Origin of the sequence: Roseateles sp. 22389, assembly GCF_052044995.1 — a bacterium.
GTDB lineage: Bacteria > Pseudomonadota > Gammaproteobacteria > Burkholderiales > Burkholderiaceae_C > Roseateles.
On record NZ_JBQEOF010000011.1, the window covers coordinates 167,814 to 188,938 of the forward strand.

Below are 21,125 nucleotides of genomic sequence, written 5' to 3' on the forward strand. Positions count from 1 at the left end.
TCAGAGGATGCGGCGTTCCTGGACGATGCGGGCGTAATACCGCGCCGAGAGCTTGGGCGTGCGGACCAGCGTGCCGTAGTCGCAGTGCACGATGCCGAAGCGCCGCTGGTAGCCGTCCTCCCATTCGAAGTTGTCGATGAAGGACCAGAGGAAATAACCGTTCACCGGCACGCCGTCGCCGATCGCGCGATGCAGCTCGCGCAGGTGGCCGCGCACGAAGTCGCGCCGGTGCAGGTCGTGGCATTCGCCGTCGGTCACCGGTTCGTCGTCGTAGCCGCAGCCGTTCTCGGTGATGTAGATCGAGCGGTGGCCGTAGAGCTCGGTCACCATCCGCGGCGCCCAGTACATCGACTGCGGCACCAGATGCAGCCAGGGCGGATCGGCGCGCGGATAGTTCTTCGGCAGCGCGAGCTGCTCGTAGCCCTGGTCGTTGTCGGCCGCGCGCACGTAGTGGCCGGTGTAGATGTTCAGGCCCAGGAAGTCGGTGGGCTGGCTGATCAGGTCGAAGTCGCCGGGCAGCACCTTGGGCGCCGCGTCGCCGACGCGCTTCAGGTAGGACTCGGGATAGTGGCCGGCGTGGATCGCGCCCAGGATGTGGGCATTGCGGTCGCGGAACCAGGCGGTCGCGGCGGCGATGTCCTCGGGGCTTTCGCTGACCGGCACGCTGACGTCGCAGTTGTCGGTCAGGCCGACCTGGGCGCCCGGGCCGCCGTGCTGGCGCACCGCGCGCACCGCGTGGCCATGGGCCACGATCGCATGGTGGTAGGTCTGGTTGACGACGGCTTCCGGCTCGCGGCGGCCCGGCGCCTTGGTGCCGAAGCCGTAGGCCAGCATCGTGAAGCAGCGGATCTCGTTGAGCGTGATCCAGTGCTTGACCTCATCGGCGAAGGCCTTCACGACGACCTCGGCATAACGCGCGAAGGCGTCGACGGTCTCGCGCGAGGTCCAGCCGCCGCGCTCCTCCAGCGCCATCGGCAGGTCCCAATGGAACAGCGTGACCCAGGGCGTGATGCCGTGCTTGCGCATGCTCGCGAAGAGGCGGCGGTAGAAGGCGATGCCTTCCTCGTTCACCGCGCCGGTGCCGTCGGGAATGATGCGCGGCCAGGCGATGGACATGCGGTAGTCCTTCAGGCCCAGCGAGGCCATCAGCGCGAAGTCCTCGTCGAAGCGGTGGTAGTGGTCCACGGCCACGTCCAGCGTGTCGCCGCCATGGACGGCGCCGGGCTGGCGGCTGAAGCGGTCCCAGTTGGACTCGCCCTTGCCGCCTTCGAAGGCGGCGCCCTCGATCTGCGGCGCGGACGCGGAGACGCCGAACACGAAGCTGGCCGGGAAGGGCGAGGCGTAACCGAAGGCCGGCAGCGGCGTCAGCGGGAACAGCGGCGAGGGAGCGGTGGTGGAACTCAAGGGACTGCTCATGGGTCAGGGTGGATCGGGGCCGGCGCGGACGGGGCCGGCTCAGCGGGAGACTTCAAGGAGACGCAGCAGCGTCGGATTCATCGCTTCCGCCCAGAGGCGGTAGCCGCGTTCGGAGGGGTGCAGCCAATCGGGCATCACCTCGGCCGACAGCGTGCCGTCGGGATTCGTCAGCGCCGCGCCGATGTCGAGGAAGTGGACGACCTCGCCGTCGGCGAAGCCGCGGATCAGCGCATTGATCTCGTTGTTGAGGCGGCGGCCGCGGCCGTCGGGCTTGGGATCGCGCGGGAAGATCGCCAGCAGCAGGATCTTGCTGGCGGGCTGGCGCATGCGGATCTCGTCGATCAGGCGGCGGATGCCGGCGGCCGTGGCCGTCGGCTCGTCCTGCCGGTCGCCGGTGTTGTTGGTGCCGATCATCAGCACGGTGACCTTGGGCGCGATGCCGTCGATCTCGCCATGCTGCAGGCGCCACAGCACGTTCTCGGTGTGGTCGCCGCCGAAGCCCAGGTCCAGCGCGTCGTAGCGCGCGTAGTGCTCGGCCCAGACCGCCTTGCCGGCATCCTCCCAGCCCTGGGTGATGGAGTCGCCGATGAACACCACCGACGGGTTCTTGCCCGCCTCGCGCATCGCGCGGATGGCGGCCAGCTTCTGCTCGTGGCGCGGCATCCACCAGTCCAGCGACCAGGACTGCAGCAGCGGCGAGGGCGTGACCGACTCGGTGCGGTAGTTCGGGCAGACCGCGTTGGGCTGGCCGCGTCGCAGCACGCGCACGTTGGCGATCGACAGCTCGCCGCGGCCGCCGGTCTCGACCGAGAACGGCAGCGTCACGCGGCTGAAGTCGTCGCCGTCGCGATGGAAGCACGACAGCGCGAAGGACAGCCGCTGCCACCCCTGGCCTTCGAGCGCGCGGCCCGGCAGCAGGAAATTGACCTTGCGCTCGCAGCCGTCGCCGCAGGCCAGCTTGAACGAGAGCCCACCCTGGCTCAGGTCCTTGACGTTGATGTCGAACTCCAGCGTGCCGTGGGCGAGGTAGGGCCGCAGGTCGACCGGCGTGTCGCCGGTCACGCGCAGGCTCGCGTACCAGGTGTCCTGCCAGCTCATCGTGACCGCGTCGCGCGCGCCGTCCTTGCCGCTGCGCCGGGCCGAGATCCGGGTGTTCGGGGACTCGGGCTTGGGCGCCGGGGGCGAGTCGGCGCGATCGCCGGTCAGCGGCGCGCTGCGCTCGAAGTCGCCGATCGTCAGCTGGTAGCCCTTCATCGGCTGGCCGACGAAGACGCGCAGTTCGTCGGCAGGCGCGGGCGGCGCGTCGGCGGCCTGCGCGCCGGTGGTCGCGCAGGTGAGGGCGGCGGACGCGGACAGGAGGATCGGGCTCAACTTCATGGTGTCGGGGGGCGGGAGGGGCGAAACGATCGAGGACATCGGGGTCATCGCACCGGCCGGAGCCGGGCGTCGAGGCGGCGCGTCGCACCGGGTTCGAGCTGCAGCGTCGTGCGGTGCGTGCCGGCGCGCACGGTCACGCGCCGCGTGCCGGTGAAGCCATCCGCCGAGGCCGCCGGCGCGCGCAGCGTGACCGCGCTGAGCCGGCCCTTGGACCAGGCCAGGTCGACCTCGACGCCACCGCGCGCGCGCAGTCCGCTGACGCGGCCTTCCGGCCAGGCCGCGGGCAGCGCGGGCAGCAGCTGGAGCTCGCCGGCATGCGACTGCAGCAGCATCTCGATGACCGCGGCGGTGTAGCCGAAGTTGCCGTCGATCTGGAACGGCGGATGCGCGTCGAGCAGGTTGGGATAGGTGCCGCCGGCGTTGTTGGATTCGGTGCCCGGCCCGGCCTGCTGCGCGGCGCGCGCGCCCGGCGTGGCCAGCAGGCCGCGCAGCATGCGGTAGGCGTGGTCGCCATCGCCCAGTCGCGCCCAGAAGGCCATCTTCCAGGCCATCGACCAGCCGGTGCCCGCATCGCCGCGCGCCTGCAGCGTGCGACGCGCCGCGGCGGCCAGCGCGGGCGTGCGCGCCGGCGAGATCTGCCGCCCCGGGAACAGCGCGAACAGGTGCGACACATGGCGGTGGGTGTCGCCCGGCGTGTCGAGCACGGGATCGCGCTTCTCGTCCAGCCATTCGAGCAACTGGCCCCAGCTGCCGACCTTCGGCCCGGCGAGGCGGTCGCGCAGCGCGGCGACGTGATCGCGCCAGGCGCGCTCGGTGCCGAGCGCATCGGCGGCCGCCACGGCGTTGTTGAACAGGTCCCACAGGATCTGCTGGTCGTAGCTGACGCCGTCCTCGACCGGGCCGTGCTCCGGCGACCAGCCCATCGGCGCGACCAGCCGGCCGTCCGGCAGCGGCTTGAGCTGGTCTTCCCAGAACGCGACGACTTCCTTCATCAGCGGCAGCGTGACCTCGCGCAGGGTGCGCTGGTCGCCGCCGAAGGCGTAATGCTCCCAGAAGTGCTGCAGGTACCAGGCGTTGCCGGTCTTGTTCCAGAGGTAGCCCATGCCGCCGAACGGGTTGGACTCGGTGCGCACGGTCCAGCCGCGCACCGGACGGCCCTGCGCGGTGAGGAAGCGTTCCTCGGGCGGGCGGGCCTCGCCGGCGAAGGCGCCGATGGGAATCGGCTCGCTGGAAGCGGCGGCGCTTGCCGCCCCGCTGGCGCTCGCCGCGTCACGCGCCTGCGCGAGCGCGGCGGCCTCGGCCACCGCGCGCCGGTACATCGGGATCTGGCTCTGGACGAAGGCGAGGAAAGGCCGCGCCATCTCCGCCAGGTTGGCCGTCTCCGCCGGCCAGTAGTTCATCTGGACATTGATGTTGGTGTGGTAGTCCGAACTCCACGGCGGCGTGAGGCTGTCGTTCCACAGGCCCTGCAGGTTGGCCGGCAGCGAGTCCCGCGAGCTGGCGATCAGCAGGTAGCGACCGTACTGCGCGTGCAGCGCCTCCAGCTCCGGGTCGCCGCCTTCGGCGGTGTAGCGTCGCAGGCGCTCGCCGGTCGGCAGCGCGCGACGCTCGTCGTCGCTGCGGCCGAGGTCGAGCGCGACCCGCGCGAAGAAGCGCTGGTGGTCGGCGACATGGCGCGCGCGCAGCGTCGTCCAGGGCTGCGCGGACGCGGCCGTCACCTGCGCGGCGACGCGCGGCAGCGGATCGACGCCGCTGTCGAAGGCCTTGGCCGCGTCGGGCAGGTAGCTGGTGCCGGCGCCGAGCACGATCGTCAAGGCGTCACAGCCCTGGAAGACCAGCCGGCCGCCCTCGACGCGCAGCAGGCCGCCCTCGGCGATGACGCGCGCCTGCGCCGCGTAGCGCATGCCGTTGGGGAGCGCGCCGGTGGCGGTCAGGCGGGCGCCGTCCTCGGTGCCGGCGCCGTGCGCGAGCACGCGCGCGCCGTGGCGATCGGTCAAGGCGAGGCTGCCGCTGTACTGACCGCCGCGATCGGCGCTCAGGCGCAGCACGATGGCCTGCGCCGGATGGCTTGCGAGGACCTCGCGCGTGAAGCGCGTGCCGCCGTGGGTGTAGCTGACGCGGTGCAGCGCGTCGCCGATGTCGAGCTCGCGCCGGTAGCCGCTGGCTGCCGCGGGCTCGGTGTCGTGACCGGGCAGCGTCAGCACCAGGTCGCCGAAGGGCTGGTAGGCGCCCATGGTGCGGCTGTCGCCGACCCACAGGGTGTTCTCGTTGAACTGGATCCGGTCGCGCGCCAGCCCGCCGAACAACATCGCGCCGAGGCGACCGTTGCCGATGGGCAGCGCCTGGCGCTCCCAGCCTTCCGGCGTGTCTGGCGCGGGCGCGCGCTCGAAGAGACGAAGCTCCGAAGCCATCGCCTCGGCGGGGGCGAGCGCGCCCAGGAGCATCACGCCCGCGGCGCCGCCTGCCACGCCACCCAGCGCACCGCCCAGCACACCACCCAAAGGCGCCGCGATCGCGGCGAGGGTCGTCGCCGCGATCACCAGCAGCCGGGCGAGCGGGCCCGTGGCCGGCGCGATCCGATGGGCGGCGCTCGGGCCGTGCATGTTCATGCGCCCGTCCTCGGCTTGCCGACGACGATGCCGCGTCCATGCGGCGCGAGGAAGACGGTGCCGTGCTCCAGCGGATCGGCGGCCATCGACAGCAGGCGGCCGTAGCGGTGCAGGTCGTCACCGATGCGGATGAAGCTGCGGCCTTCGTCGTCGCTGCGGAACAGCCCCTCGACCGGCGAGGCGCCGCCGACCGACACGCGGCCCCACACATAGATCGCGTGGTAGGAGGCGCCCGCGGCCGCCTTGCCCAGCGCCATCATCCAGGCCTCGGCGACCGGCTTGACCGGCTGCAAGGGCTGGTCGGCCGCGGGCAGGTGGAAGAGGCCGTTGGGCAGCGCGAACCACAGGTCGCGCCCGCGGCCCGGCGCGCACAGCATCTGCGCGTACTGCCAGTCGCCGAGTTGAGGCAGGCCGTTGACGGCGGGCTGGAAACGCTGGCCGCCATCGACGCTCATCAGCACGCGTCCCTGCGTACGATCGAGCAGGTAGAAGACGCCTTCCACCGCGCGGTCCGCGACCGGCGCGAGCAGCGGGCTGCGCTCCGAGGGCCAGCCCTCGCAGAGCGACCAGCTGCGGCCCTTGTCCTTGGACCACATCGCCGGCTGGCGCTCCGGCGCCCACACCAGGAAACCGCCCTTGGCGCTGACGGCCACCAGCCCGGTGGGCGCGCGATGGCCCTGCGCGTTCTTCGCGTCGCGCGGCGAGGGGCCGAAAGCGCGCCAGCTCACGCCGCCATCGACGGACACGTAGCCGCCGGTCGGCGCGTGGTCCGAGGTGCGCGTCAGCACGCGCGGCTCCAGCTCGGCCGCGTCGACGGAGCGGTTGGTTTCGTTGCTTGGCGCGAACAGGCCGGTCGACGGGTTCTTCGCCAGGTCGTCCCAGGCCGCGCCGGACACGTCGCCCATCGCCGCCAGCAGCGTCGCGCCGCCGGACGGGCTCTTGATCTCCAGCGTCGCGGTCTCCTCGAGGTTCTCGACCTCGAAGCGCCACGCCACCGTGCCGGCCGGAGAACGCGTCGCCGCGGCCAGCGAGTCGGTCATCCACACGCCGTAGCCGGTGCCGTAGACCGCGCGGCCGCCGTCCTGTGGATCGAGCTTCACGTCGGCGATCCAGTGGCCCATCGGATCGGGGCGGCGCGTCGCGCGCTTGTAGTTGGCGAGCCAGGGGCGGGACTCGATGTCGTGCTTGGAGCGGGCGCCGATCGCGGTCCAGCTCTTGCCGCCGTCCTCGCTGAGGAAGAGGTCGTCGCCATCGCCCCAACGCTCGATCGTCGACACGATCAGGCGACCGGGCCGCTGGCGGTCGACGTCCAGCCCCGAGTAGCCGAAGCCCTTCAGCCCTTCGCCGGGCTTGACGGGCGTGATCTCGGTCCAGACGGCCTTGCCGCCGCGCAGTTCGCGCTTCCACACGGCGCCGCGCGACGCGTAGCTCGGATTGACGGGCTGCGGCGCGTCGCTGCCGGCGAAGCTCACGTAGAGCACGCCATCGGGCCCGATGGCCGCGCGCTGCGGCGCCATCGCGGGCGTGCCGGGCTCGCGGGCGAAGCTGCGGCCGCCATCGTCGGAGACATACAAGCCCGGTTGATCGTGGCTGCCGACGTAGAGCCGCGAGGCCGCCTTGCCCGCCGCGCCGCTTGCCGGGTCGATCAGCACCAGCGAGACATGCTTCGCCGGGAAGGCCAGCGGCTGGAAGCTGCGGCCGCGGTCGGTGCTCTTGAGCAGGCCGTCCTGCGAGCTGCCGAGGTAGAGCACCTCGCCGACCCAAGGGTCGACCTGCAGCCGCTCGCCGCTGCCGCGGCCGGGCGAGTTGCCGCCGATCTTCAGTTTCAGTTCGTGCTGGGTCCAGGTGCGGCCGCGGTCGCTCGACGCGAGCAGCGCGCCATCGCGCACGTCCTTGCCCAGGTAGAGCCCGCAGGCGAGGTAGACGCGCTCGGCATCGTTGGGATCGACCGCGACGCTCAGCACGCCCATCAGGTCGGCGTCGGCCTTGTCGAGGTGGTCCAGCAGCGGCCACCAGCGCCGCGCCTTCGGATCGAAGCGGTAGGCGCCGCCGATGTCGGTGCGGCAGTACAGCAGGCCGGCCTCGCGCGGATGGAAGACGAAACCGTCGACGAAACCGCCGCCGCCGAAGGGCACGCTGCGCCAGTCGTAGGGGACGGCGCCGGTGCCGCCGGCGGCGGTCGCGGCGAGCGCGCCCGACAGCGCGGGCACGGCGGGCAGGGCGCCGCTGACGGCGGCCAGGCCGGCGGTGCGGGCGATGAAGCGGCGGCGTTGCATGCGCGGTTCCTCGAGGATCAGTAGCGGCCGAGCTTGACGCGCAGCACCGTGGGCGTCGCCGGCAAGTTGAGGCCCCAGTCGACCTGGTCGCCGTTCCAGTTGCGCGTGGTGGTCCAGCGGCCGTCCGGGCCGAAGCGGCCTTCTTGCGCGTGGATCAGCATCGTGCCCAGTCCCTTGAACGACGCATCGCCCTCGAAGCGCACGCGGGCGCGCTGGCCGGTCACGATGAATTCGTCGTCGCCGATCTGGGCGATGGCGACGCCGCCGGACGGCTTCGCGGCCGAGGGCGGGACCTCGTCCTTCAGCTGCGGCCAGCTGCGCTCGCCGAATTGCCATTCGCCGAAGCTGACCTTGGCGGTCCAGCCCTTGAGCGCGACCGTCTGTGGCTGGCGGTCGTCGCCTTCGGCCACGCCGTGCGTGCGGCCTTCCAGCGACCATTGCGCCCACTGCGAGGCCATCGGCGCGAAGCTGCCGTAGACGGCGGCGATCGGCGCGGTCATGCGGCGGTCGGTGTAGGGCGAACCCAGCGGGTAGTTGCTGTAGTCGGCGTAGTCGACGCCGAAGGGCGCGACGCCGATCGCGCCGCGACCCAGGATCGCGTAGTGGTAGCGGGCGTAGGTCTCGGCGTTGCCGATCTCCGGCACCCACAGCGCGTTGTCGCGCCGCTGGAACTGGCCCAGGATGGCCTCGACCTTGGCCGACTCCGGCATGTAGATGTCGGGGCCGACGATGTCGATCTTCGGCGCGGCGGCCTTGTAGATGCCGATCACGTCGTGGGTCGGGCCGCCGCTGGCGAAGTCCGACTTCCACGGCGCCATCGGCGCCAGCGGGTCGCGCAGCGCGTTGTTGACGAACATCGGCAGGTCGTAGACCTGGCGGCCGGCCGCGGCGATCTCGCCGATGTAGCGCGCGATCGCCCAGCTGTGGAAGTACTGCTCGGCGTAGTCGCCATAGACGGCGGACCAGGCGCCCCTGGCCTTGTCAGCCTTGGCGGCCTTGCCGTGGAGCGCGGGGTCGGGCTTCTGCAGCCGCAGCACCTCGGCCGGCACGTCCGCGGCGAAGGCGCGATTCGCGACGGCGCCGTGGTCGCGCGCCAGGCCGTAGGTGCCGACCTCGTTCTGCACCTGCACCATGATCACGGTGCGCTGCGCCTCGTCCACCTGCTTCAGGTGGGTCATCAGCGCGACGAAGGCGCGCTTGTCCGCCGCCAGCGTCTCGGCACCGAAGGGCGACAGGCAGTAGCTCGGCTTGCCCTGCGCATCGAGCATGCGCGGGAAGCGGGTGTTGTTCAGCTTGACCCAGGCCGGCGCGTACTGCGGGCTGGTGTTCTTCCAGGTCGCGAACCACAGCAGCGCGACCCGCACGCCGCGTTCGCGCGCCTGCGCGAGCAGGGCGTCCACGAAGGAGAAATCGAAACGGCCCTCGACGGGCTCGACCTGCTCCCAGGCCACCGGCACGACGACGGTGTTGGCCTTGGCATCGGCCACCGCCGGCCACACCTGCTGGAGCGCCTCGACCGAGTTGCTCGAGTTGTGCACCTGCGCGCCCAGCACCAGGAAGGGCTTGCCGTCCACCAGCAGCGCATGACGGCCCTCGCGCTCGACCAGCCGCGGCAGCTCCGCGGCGGCGGCTGCGCCGGCGAGGGCGGCGGTCAGGGCCGCGAGCGTCGCCAGCACGGCGGCGCGGACACGGGAGGCGGGGCGGGAGCGGGGCGTCATCCGGGACAGTCCTTTCCTTGACGGCCCCGGCCGGGCGCGCGGGCGCCGCAGCCGGGGCGGAGGGAACGAGGCGTCAGGGCCTCAGAAGCTCATCCGGGCGGTGAGCGTGTAGCGGCGGCCGGTGTCGAACCAGGCGCGGCCCATGGTGCCGATGTGCTGCTGCATCAGCTGCTTGTAGGTCGCGTTGGTCAGGTTCTGCGCCTCGAGACCGAAGGTCACGTGGTCGTTGAACTTGTAGTACACGCCCGCATCCAGCTGGCCGTAGGCATCGGCCCACACCGGCAGGCCCCAGGCCACGTTGCGCTGGCCGTTGGTGCTGCTGTCGGGGTTGGTGTCGGTGCCGTCGCCGCCCTGCGTGCCGTTGACATTGACCGCCTGCAGGTACTTCGAGCGCCAGCTGTAGGCCAGGCGCGCGGAGATGTCGCCGCGGTCGTACAGCAGCGCCAGGTTGTAGGCGTTCTTCGACAGGTTCTGCAGCGGCAGGTTGCCGAAGGTGCGGCCGTCGGTGTCGCAACCGTTCAGGTTGAGGTTGAGGTTGGACGCCGAGTTGCCGCCCGAGCAGTAGGCGCTGCCCACCGGGTCGTACAGCTTGGTCTTGCTGTCGACGTAGGTGTAGTTGGCCTGGATGCCGAAGCCCGCCAGCCAGCCCGGCAGCTTGTCGAAGTAGGTCTGGAAGGCGAGCTCGAAACCGGTCGCGCGGCCCTTGGCGCCGTTGATCGGGCCGGTGGTGACGAAGTTCTGCAGCGCGCCGGTGGCGTCGGGGATCTGCTTGACGAAGGTCTGGTTGAGGATGATGTCCTTGAGCTGCTTGTGGAAGGCCGCGAAGGTCAGCGAGCCGGTGCGGTCGAAGTACCACTCGGCCGTGATGTCGCCCTGCGTCGACTTGATCGGCTTGAGCATCGGGTTGCCCGAGGCCGTGCCGGTCTGCGTCACGTTGCTCACCACCGTCTGGCCGTTGACCGTCGTCGAGGTGAAGTCCTGCGACATCGTCGTGTAGGCCTGCAGCTGGCTGAAGTCGGGCCGCGAGATGCCCTTGCCCAGCGCGAAGCGGAACTGCAGCTTCTCGCTGGCCTTCATCCGCAGGTTCAGGCTGGGCAGCGCGTCGGTGTAGCTGTTGTTGAAGGTGCCGGCTTCCGAGAAGTTCGGGATCACCGGCACCGGCACGCCGGTGGCGCCGCTGGGCACCTGCTTGCTGGTGAAGACCGTGTAGCCGTCGGCGCGCGATTCGGTGCGCACCACGCGCAGGCCGATGTTGCCGTCCACCGGGTACTTCCAGTCGTCCATGCCGAAGCGCAGCTGCGCGAAGGCGGCCTGCGTGCGCTCACGCTGCTTGTTGGTGCCGGAGGGGTCGGTGCCGAAGGAGGCCGGCGTCCACGGCGCGCAGGCCGAGGTGTCGCCCCCATGCTGCTCGGCGCACAGGATGTCGTGGTACTTGTGCAGCGCGGCGTAGCTGTCCGGATAGCCCGAGGTGGTGGAGACCGTCGGGAAGATCAGCGACGGCACCGAGGCCTTGCCGCTGAAGAAGTTGTTGAAGTTGTGGACGTAGGTATCGGCGCTGAAGCGCGGATCGTTCAGGAAGGCCAGGTGGTTGATGTCCCAGCCGATCTGCCACGGCTGCGAGATCGGCGACCAGTTGTAGCCCGGCACCGTGTTGGTGGTGGTGGCGTCGCGCTCGGTGAAGCGCACGCCGAAGCGCAGGTCCTGCAGGAAGCCTTCGTCCTTGAACTTGTAGCGGGCATCGCCCTTCCAGGCCTTCTCGGTGGCCTTGGACTTGTCCTTGTGCTCCATCGTGAAGGCCCAGTAGTAGTTGGCCGGATCGACCAGCGCCGCGCGTTGCGCGTCGCTGAAGATCAGTTGCGGCCGACCGCTGCGCAGGTCGATGGTCTCCTCGGGCATCTGCACGCCGGTGGCGACGGTGGAGTCGAAGCTGTCGGTGGTCGCGCGGATGTACTGCAGGTCCGACGAGAAGGACCACTGGTCATTGGCGCGCCAGTTCAGCTTCCAGGCCAGGTCCTGGGTCTCGGAGTTGCGATAGGCGCTGCGGGTGTCGGCGCCGAAGTTGATGCCGGAGCCATCGTTGTTGGTCAGCGTGCCGTAGAGCAGCTGGCCGTTCTTGCCGAACTCGCCGTTGGCGACCTGCAGCTTGTAGGGGTCGGACTGTGCGAAGATGGCGCGCTCGTCCCACTGCATCCGATACTTGCTGCGGAAGTAGGTCAGGCTGGAGTCGACGTCGTCCTTCTTCCACTGCAGCGCGCCGTACAGGCCCTGGCGCTTGCGGTCGAATTCCAGCGTGCGCCACTGCGAGCCCTTCGGGATCCACAGCGTCGTGTTGGGGTCCTGGCCGACCACCGCGTCGGTGCGCGGGTAGTAGGGCTCGACCTGGAAGGCGTCGGTGCGGGTGCCGCTGCGCGAGCTGGCGATGTTGACCAGCGCGCCGAATTCGCCCAGGTCGGTCTTCCAGCGGTTGCTCACCATGCCGGAGACGCTCGGCGAGGATTTCTCCTTCAGGTCCGAGTAGGTGGTCTGCAGCGACAACGCTGTCTTGAGGCCGTCAAAGTCGAACGGCATCGCGGTGCGCAAGTTGACCAGGCCACCGATCGAACCTTCGATCTGCTCGGCGGAGGGGTTCTTGTAGACGTCGACCGCGGCCATCAACTCGGGCGGCACGTCCTCGAAGTTGAGCGAGCGGCCGCCGTTGGCGGAGAACGAATCGCGGCCGTTCATCTCGGAGCGGACGTAGGTCAGGCCGCGGATGCTGATGCCGGAGCCTTCGACCGAGAAGTGCTCCGGGTCGCCCTTGGCCATGGTGCGGTCCATGGTGACGCCGACGATGCGCTGCAGCACCTCGGTGACCGAGCGGTCGGGCAGCTTGCCGATGTCGTCAGCGACGATGGAATCGACGATCTCGTCGGAGTTCTGCTTGATCTTCTGGGCCGAGCTCAGCGCGGCGCGCTTGCCCGAGACGACCACGGTCTCGATCTGCGCTTCGGGCTTGGGCTCCGGCTTGGGGGCGGGCGCGGGCGCCGTCTGGGCGAAGGCGATGCCGGCGGCCAGGCCACCGAGGAGGACGGCCGCCTGCGCGGCGGCGACGGATACGGCGGTCCGTTGGCGATTGCTCATGATGTCTCCAGTCTGTTAGGTGCGGGTCCGCTCTGATGGCGTGACCTCGGGCGGGGAGGTGGACTGCTCGGGCTCGGGAACGGGGAAGGACGGTCGGGATCGGGGATCGGCGGGGACCGCTGGACGACGCGGTCCGCCGCCGCCGGCGCTCAGCCGGCGAAACGGTTGACGAGGTTCTCCAGGTACTCCTGCCGGCCGGATCGCGGCGCGACATCGGTGTTGCGGGCCAGCACGCGATCGGCGAGCTGGTCCAGGGGCACGCGGCCATCGAGGATCTCGCGCGCCGCCGGCGTGTCCCAGCCGGCATAACGCTGCGAGACATGGGCGGCCAGGCGGCCGTCGACGATCATCTGCTCGGCCACCAGCAGCGCGCGGGCGCAGACGTCCATGCCGCCGACGTGGCCGTGGAAGAGGTCCTCGGCGTCGATGGACTGGCGGCGCACCTTGGCGTCGAAGTTGAAGCCGCCGCTGCCCAGGCCGCCGGCCTGCAGGATGTGATAGATCGCCAGCGCCAGCTCGGGCACGTTGTTGGGGAACTGGTCGGTGTCCCAGCCCAGCTGCGGGTCGCCGCGGTTCATGTCGATGCTGCCCAGGATGCCCAGCGCCGCGGCGGTGGCGATCTCGTGCTCGAAGCTGTGGCCCGACAGCGTCGCGTGGTTGGCCTCGATGTTGACCTTGACTTCCTTCTCCAGGCCGTAGCGGGTCAGGAAGCCGTAGACGGTGGCGCTGTCGAAGTCGTACTGGTGCTTGGAGGGCTCGCGCGGTTTGGGCTCGAGCAGGATGGTGCCCTTGAAGCCCTTGCGGTGCTTGTACTCGACGACCATGTTGAGGAAGCGACCCATCTGGTCGAGCTCGCGGCCCATGTCGGTGTTGAGCAGGGTTTCATAGCCTTCGCGGCCGCCCCACAGCACGTAGTTCTCGCCGCCCAGGCGCATCGTCGCGTCCATCGCGTCGCGCACCTGCAGCGCGGCCAGGCCGAAGAGCTCCGGATCCGGATTGGTCGCGGCGCCGGCCATGAAGCGGCGGTGGCTGAACAGGTTGGCGGTGCCCCACAGCAGTTTCATGCCGGTGCGCTGCTGGTGCTCGCCCAGCACGTCGACCAGGCGCAGCAGGTTGTCGTGGCTTTCCTTGGGCGTGGCGCCCTCGGGGGCGACGTCGCGGTCGTGGAAGCAGTAGTAGGGCGCGCCCAGCTTCTCGAAGAACTCGAAGGCGGCATCGGCCTTCTGGCGGGCCAGCTCCATCGGCGAGCCGCCCTGGAACCAGGGGCGCTCGAAGGTGCCGCCGCCGAACGGATCCAGGCCGTTCCAGCAGAAGCTGTGCCAGTAGCAGACCGCGAAGCGCAGGTGCTCGGCCATGGTCTTGCCCAGGACGATGCGGTCCTTGTCGTAGTGGCGGAAGGCCAGCGCTTCGTCGGTGGCGGGGCCTTGGTAGCGGATCGGCGCGATGTGGGAGAAGTAGCTGTTCATGGGACTGACTGCGGAGCGGTTCGTTGCGGGGCCGGGGCCGGGCCATGGCTGGCCGGGCGCGCGGGCTGATTCATTGATTCAAGGCGACGGAGCGTCCGGACTCAAGTCCGGAGCGACGGCAGGGCGCGCAAGGGCGCGTAGAGGGATCGGAAGACGGCGAGCCGTCGGGCGAGCACGTCCTGCCGCGCGGGCGAGGGCGTGCAACGGTCGGTGATCGGGGGCGGCGGGCAGGACTCGTCGACGCCGGCGCCGGCCGCCATGCGGCCCAGGCGCGCGGCGCCGAGCGCGCCACCGGCATCGGCGTCGGCATGGCGGACGATCTCGACGCCCAGTGCGTCGGCCATCAGCTGGGCCCAGAAGCGGCTGCGCGCGCCGCCGCCGACGATGGAGAGCTGCGTCACGTCGGTGCCGGCCGCGCGCAGCGCCGCCAGCCCATCGGCCATGCCGAAGGCCACGCCCTCGAGCACCGCGTAGCCGGCATGCGCGCGGCGCGTCTCGTGCGTCAGACCATGGAAGGCGCCGGTCGCGAACGGGTCGTTGTGGGGCGTGCGCTCGCCCGCCAGGTAAGGCAGGAAGAGCGGCGCGGCGGCGAGGTCGTCCTCGCCCAGCGCCTCGATCTCCTCGAGCAGTTCAGCCTCCGTCGTGCCGCTGAGCTGGCAGAACCAGCGCAGCGCGCTGGCGGCCGTCAGCATCACGCTCATCTGGTGCCAGCGCTGCGGCAGCGCATGGCAGAAGGCATGCACCGCGGAGGCGGGGTTCGGGCGGAAGCGGTCGTTGACGACGAACAGCACGCCCGAGGTGCCCATCGACACGAAGCCGCTGCCCGGCGCGGTGGCGCCGATGCCGATCGCGCTGGCCGCGTTGTCGCCAGCGCCACCTGCCACGACCACGTCGCGGGCGACGCCCCAGGCGTCGGCCAGCTCGGCGCGCAGCACGCCGGAGGGCGCGTTGCTCTCGACCAGCCGCGGCATGTGCGCGCGCGTGAGGCCCGTGGCGGCCAGCAGTTCATCGGACCAGTCGCGGCGCGCCACGTCCAGCCACAGCGTGCCGGCGGCGTCGGACGGATCGCTGACCTTCTCGCCGGTCAGCAGCAGACGCAGGTAGTCCTTGGGCAGCAGCACGCTGCGGACGCGGTCGAAGCGTTCCGGCTCATGCTTGCGCACCCACAGCAGCTTGGGGGCGGTGAAGCCGGGCATCGCGAGATTGCCGGCGATGGCGTGCAGCTTGGGCGCGGCGGCGGTGAGTTCGTCGCACTCGGCGTGGCTGCGGCCGTCGTTCCAGAGGATGGCCGGGCGCAGCACGCGGTCCTGGCCGTCGAGCAGCACGGCGCCGTGCATCTGGCCCGACAGGCCGATGCCGCGCAGCCGCGCGAAGGCGGCCGGCGCGCTGCCGCGCAGCTGCTCGATCGCGCGGGTGGTGGCGGTGGACCAGTCGGCCGGATCCTGTTCCGACCACAGCGGCGCGGGCCGCGACACGGTCAGCGGCGCGGCCGCGCGGCCCACCACGGCGCCGCTGCCGTCGATCAGCAGCAGCTTGAGCTCGGAGGTGCCGAGGTCAATGCCGAGGAAGGTGTCGTCGCGGCTCACAGTGCGGCTTCCTGGTCCTGGCCTTCGCCGTCGGCCGGGGCGTTGGCGCGCCCGACGCCGATGGTCGGCAGCTGCGGGCGGGTGACGCGATGACGGGCCAGCGCCGCGGCGCCGGCGGCCACCGCGTCGGCGCCGAAGCGCGAGGTGCGGACCGGCGTCGGCGAGAGGCCGGCGGCGGCGGCGTAGTCATTGAGCGTGGTCAGCGCCGGATCGAGGAAGGCGTCGCCCAGTTCGACGACGCTGCCGCCGAGCACGATGCAGGCCGGGTCGTAGGCGGTCGCCAGGTTCTGGAGCAGCACGCCCAGGTAGCGGCCGGCCGATTCGACGGCCTTGGCGGTCTTGCGGTCGCCGTCGACCAGGCGGCCGCGGATGTCCGGCAGGGAGTGCGGGCCGAGTTCAGCGGCTTCGTCCGGGCGCAGCATCGCGCGCATGCCGATCAGCGCCTCGGCGCAGCCGCGCCGGCCGCAGGAGCAGAGCGGGCCGTCGATCTGCAGGATCATGTGGCCGATCTCGCCGGCAAAGCCGCGCGCGCCGGTCAGCAGCCGGTCGCCGACGATCACGCCGGCGCCGACGCCCTGGTTGATCGAGAGGTAGAGCAGCGGATCGGCGGGCGCGCCGGCGTTGAATTCCATCTCGCCGAGCGCGGCGACGTCGGCCTCGTTCTGCAGGTAGAGCGGGATGCCGGAGAGCGGGCCGCCGTCGAGCTTCTCGCTGAGCAGCTGGCCGACGGCCAGGTCGTGCCAGCCCAGGTTGGGTGCGAAGTTCAGCACGCCGCGCGCTTCGTCGACGCCGCCGGGCAGGCCGACGCCGATGCCGATGATGCGCTGCGACGGATCGAGCTGCGCCCGCACCTTCAGCAGCACCGTCGCCAGCACGCCCAGGCAGGCCTTGGCGCTGCGGCTGGCGCCGTAGGCGGACACGGCGCGGGCGCGCACCTCGCCGGTCAGCGTGGTGGCGACCACGCGCACGCCGTCGATGCCGACCTCGGCGCCCAGCATCAGCAGCCGGTCCGGGCTGATGAACAGCGGGGTGGGGCGCCGGCCCAGGTCACCGGTGGCCACGACGCTGCTTTCCATCAGCCAGCCCTCGGCGATCAGCTCGCGCACCAGGCTGGTGATCGTCGACTTGGTCAGGCCCACCTCGAGCGCCAGGTCCGCCCGGGACAGGCCGGGATGCACGCACAGGTGGCGTACCAGGGCCATCCGGTTGATGGACTTCAACAGCTGTTGGCCACCACTGGCGTCGGGTTGCATGCGCGTCGTCTCCTTGTCTGTTTTTTAGAGGTCCACGCGTATCGCGTATCGCGTGTCCATGGCATTGATATTAGTTGGGGCGCCGAACGAATAAAGAGCAGGAAAACACCTAGGGCCCGAAAACATCGATGCGGCGGGGCGACGAGCCCCTCCGCATCGGCCCCTCAGCGTGGCGCGCCCAGGGCCGCCGCCACGTAGACCAGTGGCGCATTCCAGTTGATGGCCACTTCGTTGCTGGCGTAGCTGCAGAAGTGGTCCAGATACGACAGCGCCGGCAGCGGCGAGGGATAGGGCACCGGGCAGCCCTTGAGGTCCTGCTGGCCGGCATTGGCCCCGCCGACGACGAAGCCCGGTACCGGCGCGACCACGCCATCGGCCTCCGAGGGTCGGTGATGCGGATGCATCGGCGAGCGGGTGCCGAAGCCGGTCACCATCGACAGGCCCATCGGGTTGCGGCCCATCACGTAGTCGAGCAGGCCCTGCGCCGCCTGGTGGTAGGCGCTGACGGTGGGTCCGGCGCGCCGGCCGGCGCGCGTACCGGTGTCGGCCGCGGGCGGGCGTGCGGCGTCCAGGCGATCGGCCTGCAGCAGCACCATGGCCTGGTTCAGCGCATTGGAGTTGCTGCCCCAGTTGAAGTCCTTCTCCTCGAGCGCCACGCCCCAGGCGGAGGCCTTGCCCTTGGCGACCAGCGCATCGGCCAGCTCACGGACGCGGCGCTCGATCAGCGCGCGGTCCGCGGCGGGGCCCAGCCGGTCGCGGTGGGCCGCGAGCGACATCCAGGCCAGTCCGCGCACGTCGCCCCAGGACGGCACCGTCATCGTGGTCTGCGCCGGCTTCATCGCGGCGTAGAAGGCCTCGTCGCCGGTGGTGATGTAGAGCTCGGCGGCGGCCCAGGCGAACTCGTCGTCCAGCGTCGGATCGCCGTAGTCGCCGGTGTGGATGTCCGGCGGCTGGCGGTAGATCGCATCGGGATGCGCCTGCGCCCAGCCCCAGGCGGCGCGCGCGGCGGCCAGCATGCGCGCGGACAGGCCCGGGCGCTGCTGCTCGAAGTCCTTGAACACGCGGCTGCCGACGGCCATCACCGCGGCGAAGTCCAGCGCCGCGGCGGTGCTCTTCTGCACGACGACGCGATCGCCGGAGGTCGTGGCCGCGTCCGGCATCACGACGCCGTCGAAGCCCGGATTGGTCAGCTTGTGATAGACGCCGCCATCGTCCGGATCCTGCATGGTCAGCATCCAGTCGAGGTTCCAGAGCGCCTCGTTGAGCACGTCCGGCAGGCCGTTGCCGCTTTCGGGCAGGCCCACCTTCAGCGCCCGCATCCGGTCGGGCATCTGCTCGTAGCTGGCCAGCAGCGTGTAGACGGTGATGCCGGAGTTGACGATGTACTTGTTGTAGTCGCCAGCGTCGTACCAGCCCTTGGGGCTGCTGATGACGTCGCCGGTCTTGCGCTTCGGTCCGGCGGCCGAGGCATGGATCAGCACGCGCGTGTCCGGATGGCCGGCGGGGCGGGCGAAGGGGCCGGCCAGGTCCGGCGTCAGCGCGATGCCGGCGCGGTTGAAGTAGAACGCGCGGATCGCGCCGGCGGCCAGGGCGTCGTAGGCGCCCGGGCCGATGGTGAACGGATCCGAGTCGGGCAGGCCCGCGACCCGCAGCCGATAGCGGCCCGGTTTCGTCACCGCGCTGAAGTCGGCGATCCGGACCTGGCTGCGCGACGGCGCCCACAGCGCGGCGGCGCCCAGCGGCCCGGTCCAGGCGGCCCGGCCGCTGTCGGCGTCGATCAGCTGGAAGCGCTTGGCCGCGCCGGCGGGCACGGTGGCTCGCTTGGCAGCGGCCGGCAGGTAGCCGACCTGGTTCACCTCGATGCGAGGCGTGGCGGCGGCCTTGCTCGTGTCCGTCGCGGCCGGCGTCTTCGTGGCGTCGCCGGCCTGCGCGTACACGGCGGTGGCGCCCATGCCGACGATCGCCAGGCCCGCCAGCACGGCCAAGGTCCGGGTGCGCATTACTGGGCGCTCCAGTCGAGCGACGGGCCGGCCTGCACCGGGCTGCGCACGCCGTCGACCTCGATCGCCCAGTCCTGCAGCGCGCCCTCGACGATACGGACGCGATAGCCCTCGCCGTCGCGGGTCACCGTGCCGCGGGCCGCGATCGTGCCGTCCACCGCGGCGACCACGAAGGGCGCGGTCGCGCCCTTGTCCAGCGCGAAGACCCGCAGCACCACGCCGCGCGCGTAGTCGTAGTCCGGGCGTTCGGTTTCCTGACCCCAGGGCAGCACGGTGTTCGGCGCGACGTAGAGCGGCAGGCTCATGAAGTCATGCGTCTCCCGGCGCCAGCGGCCGCCGTCGACGACCTCGCCGCTGAGCAGGTGGGTCCAGCGGCCCGCCGGCAGGTAGACGTCGACCTCGCCGCTGTCGGTGAACACCGGCGCCACCAGCAGCGCGTCGCCCAGGTGGAACTGGCGGTCCAGGGTCGCGCAGGCCGGATCGTCCGGGAACTCCAGCACCGGCGCGCGCATCGTCGGCACGCCGGTCTCGCTCGCGGCGATCGCGGTCGCGTAGAGGTAGGGCATCAGCTGGTGCTTCAGGCGCGTGAAGCGTTGCAGCACCACGCAGCTTTCCTCGTCGACCAGCCAGGGCACGCGGTAGAAGCTGCTGCCGTGCAGCCGGCTGTGCGAGGACAGCAGGCCGAACTGGATCCAGCGCTTGTAGACGGCCGGCGGCGGATTGCCCTCGAAGCCGCCGATGTCGTGGCTCCAGAAGGCGAAGCCGCAGGACGTCAGCGAGAGGCCGCCGCGCAGGCTTTCCGCCATCGATTCGAAGTTGGACCAGCAGTCGCCGCCCCAGTGCACCGGGAAGCGCTGGCCCGATGCGTAGGTCGAGCGCGCGAAGACGACCGCGTCGCTGCCCTGCACCTCTTGCAGCAGCTCGAAGACGGCCTCGTTGTATTGCAGCGCGTAGAGGTTGTGCATCTCGACCGGATCGGAGCCGTCGAAGTAGACGACATCCTTGTCGGGAATGCGCTCGCCGAAGTCGGTCTTGAAGCAGTCCACGCCCATCGCCAGCAGCCGGCGCAGATGGCCCTGGTACCAGGCCTTGGCGGCGGGGTTGGTGAAGTCCACGATGGCCATGCCGGGCTGCCAGAGGTCGGTCTGCCAGGTCAGGCCGTTGGCGCGCTTGATGAAGTAGCCCTCGCGCACACCCTCGGCGAAGAGCGGCGAACGCTGCGCGACGTAGGGGTTGATCCAGAGGCTGATCTTCAGCCCCTTGGCGCGCAGGCGGGCCAGCATGCCCTCGGGATCGGGGAAGCCGCGGCGGTCCCATTCGAAGTCGCACCACTGGAACTCGCGCATCCAGAAGCAGTCGAAGTGGAAGACGCTGAGCGGCAGCTCGCGACGCGCCATCTCGTCGATGAAGTGGGTGGCGGTGGCCTCGTCGTACTGGGTGGTGAACGAGGTCGTCATCCACAGCCCGAAGGTCCAGGCCGGCGGCAGCGGCGCGCGGCCGGTCAGCTCGGTCAGGCGCGCAACGGCGGCCTTGGGCGTGGGGCCGGCGACGACGCAGTAGTCCAGGGTCTCGCCTTCGCGGCTGAACTGCACGCGCGAGGTCTTCTCCGACGCGACCTCGAAAGACACCGGGCCCGCCTCGTTGACCAGCACGCCGTAGCCGCGGCTGCTCAGGTAGAAGGGCACGCTCTTGTAGGCCTGCTCGCAGGCGGTGCCGCCGTCCTTGTTGGTGTTCTCGACGGTCTGGCCGTTCTTGACCCAGGGCGTGAAGCGCTCGCCCAGGCCGTAGACGTACTCGCCCACCGCCAGCGTCAGCTGCTCATGGACGTAGTTGGCCTTGCCGGCCCATTGCAGGTAGCCGAGCGAGCGCCAGTCGCTGCGCGTGAGCACCTTGTCGCCCTCGCGGAAGGTCAGGCCGTAGCCCTCGCCCTTCTTGACGTCGACCGACAGCGGACCGGAGGTGACGGTCACCAGCTTGTCGGTCTCGGTGACCTGCAGCGCCGGCGAGGTCGCGCCGACCATGGGCACGTGCAGGCGCGGCGCCTGCGAGGCGCTGAAGTGCTCGACGCTGACGCGGATCACGCCCGGCAGCGGCGAGCGCAGCGTGACGGTCAGCGTCGGGCCCTGCAGCGTGTCGCCGCGGTGCTTGATGGGGCGCGTGGTGACCAGCAGCACCACGCGGTCGTCGTGGACGTCCACGGCATAGGTCTCGGTGGCGTAATGGGCCGAGACGCCAGGCTGCAGCAGCCATTGCCCGTCGGTGAACTTCATGGGGATCCTTCTCGTCTTCCTGTCGGTGACTCGT

General features: G+C 70.9%; 11 protein-coding genes. All 11 read right to left on the bottom strand.

Translation table 11 applies throughout. The annotated features are described in order from the left end of the window. Complete coding sequence (locus tag ACTJKJ_RS16735; protein ID WP_440821115.1) at positions 1-1,404, bottom strand: GH1 family beta-glucosidase; 1,404 nt, start codon at positions 1,402-1,404, stop codon at positions 1-3. A 51-nt stretch (positions 1,405-1,455) separates the two neighbouring features. Further along, positions 1,456-2,787 carry a GDSL-type esterase/lipase family protein gene (locus tag ACTJKJ_RS16740; RefSeq protein WP_440821116.1) on the bottom strand — a complete coding sequence of 444 codons (1,332 nt, stop codon included), beginning with the start codon at positions 2,785-2,787 and terminating at the stop codon, positions 1,456-1,458. Between the two features lie 50 nt (positions 2,788-2,837). Then, complete coding sequence (locus ACTJKJ_RS16745; RefSeq protein WP_440821117.1) at positions 2,838-5,402, bottom strand: glycoside hydrolase family 95 protein; 2,565 nt, start codon at positions 5,400-5,402, stop codon at positions 2,838-2,840. After that, a complete protein-coding gene (locus tag ACTJKJ_RS16750) occupies positions 5,399-7,678 on the bottom strand; it encodes a WD40/YVTN/BNR-like repeat-containing protein (protein WP_440821118.1) in 2,280 nt (759 codons plus the stop codon). Before ACTJKJ_RS16750 ends, ACTJKJ_RS16745 begins: the two co-directional genes overlap by 4 nt. Before the next feature lie 17 nt (positions 7,679-7,695). After that, complete coding sequence (locus ACTJKJ_RS16755; protein ID WP_440821119.1) at positions 7,696-9,396, bottom strand: GH35 family beta-galactosidase; 1,701 nt, start codon at positions 9,394-9,396, stop codon at positions 7,696-7,698. 81 nt (positions 9,397-9,477) lie between these two features. Further along, positions 9,478-12,516: a TonB-dependent receptor gene (locus ACTJKJ_RS16760; protein WP_440821120.1), complete on the bottom strand. Its 3,039-nt coding sequence runs from the start codon at positions 12,514-12,516 to the stop codon at positions 9,478-9,480. 149 nt (positions 12,517-12,665) lie between these two features. Further along, the gene (xylA, locus tag ACTJKJ_RS16765; protein ID WP_091727597.1) at positions 12,666-13,982 is read right to left on the bottom strand and encodes a xylose isomerase; all 1,317 of its coding nucleotides are present in this window, start codon (positions 13,980-13,982) and stop codon (positions 12,666-12,668) included. Positions 13,983-14,083: 101 nt separating this feature from the next. Further along, positions 14,084-15,568 carry a xylulokinase gene (xylB, locus tag ACTJKJ_RS16770; protein ID WP_440821121.1) on the bottom strand — a complete coding sequence of 495 codons (1,485 nt, stop codon included), beginning with the start codon at positions 15,566-15,568 and terminating at the stop codon, positions 14,084-14,086. Then, complete coding sequence (locus tag ACTJKJ_RS16775; protein WP_440821122.1) at positions 15,565-16,821, bottom strand: ROK family protein; 1,257 nt, start codon at positions 16,819-16,821, stop codon at positions 15,565-15,567. The genes xylB and ACTJKJ_RS16775 overlap by 4 nt, the downstream gene beginning before the upstream one ends. Positions 16,822-16,985: 164 nt before the next feature. Then, a complete protein-coding gene (locus tag ACTJKJ_RS16780) occupies positions 16,986-18,821 on the bottom strand; it encodes a glycoside hydrolase family 9 protein (RefSeq protein WP_440821123.1) in 1,836 nt (611 codons plus the stop codon). Beyond that, on the bottom strand, positions 18,821-21,091 hold the full coding sequence (yicI, locus tag ACTJKJ_RS16785) for an alpha-xylosidase (RefSeq protein ID WP_440821124.1): 2,271 nt from the start codon (positions 21,089-21,091) through the stop codon (positions 18,821-18,823). Before yicI ends, ACTJKJ_RS16780 begins: the two co-directional genes overlap by 1 nt. Positions 21,092-21,125 lie beyond the last annotated feature (34 nt).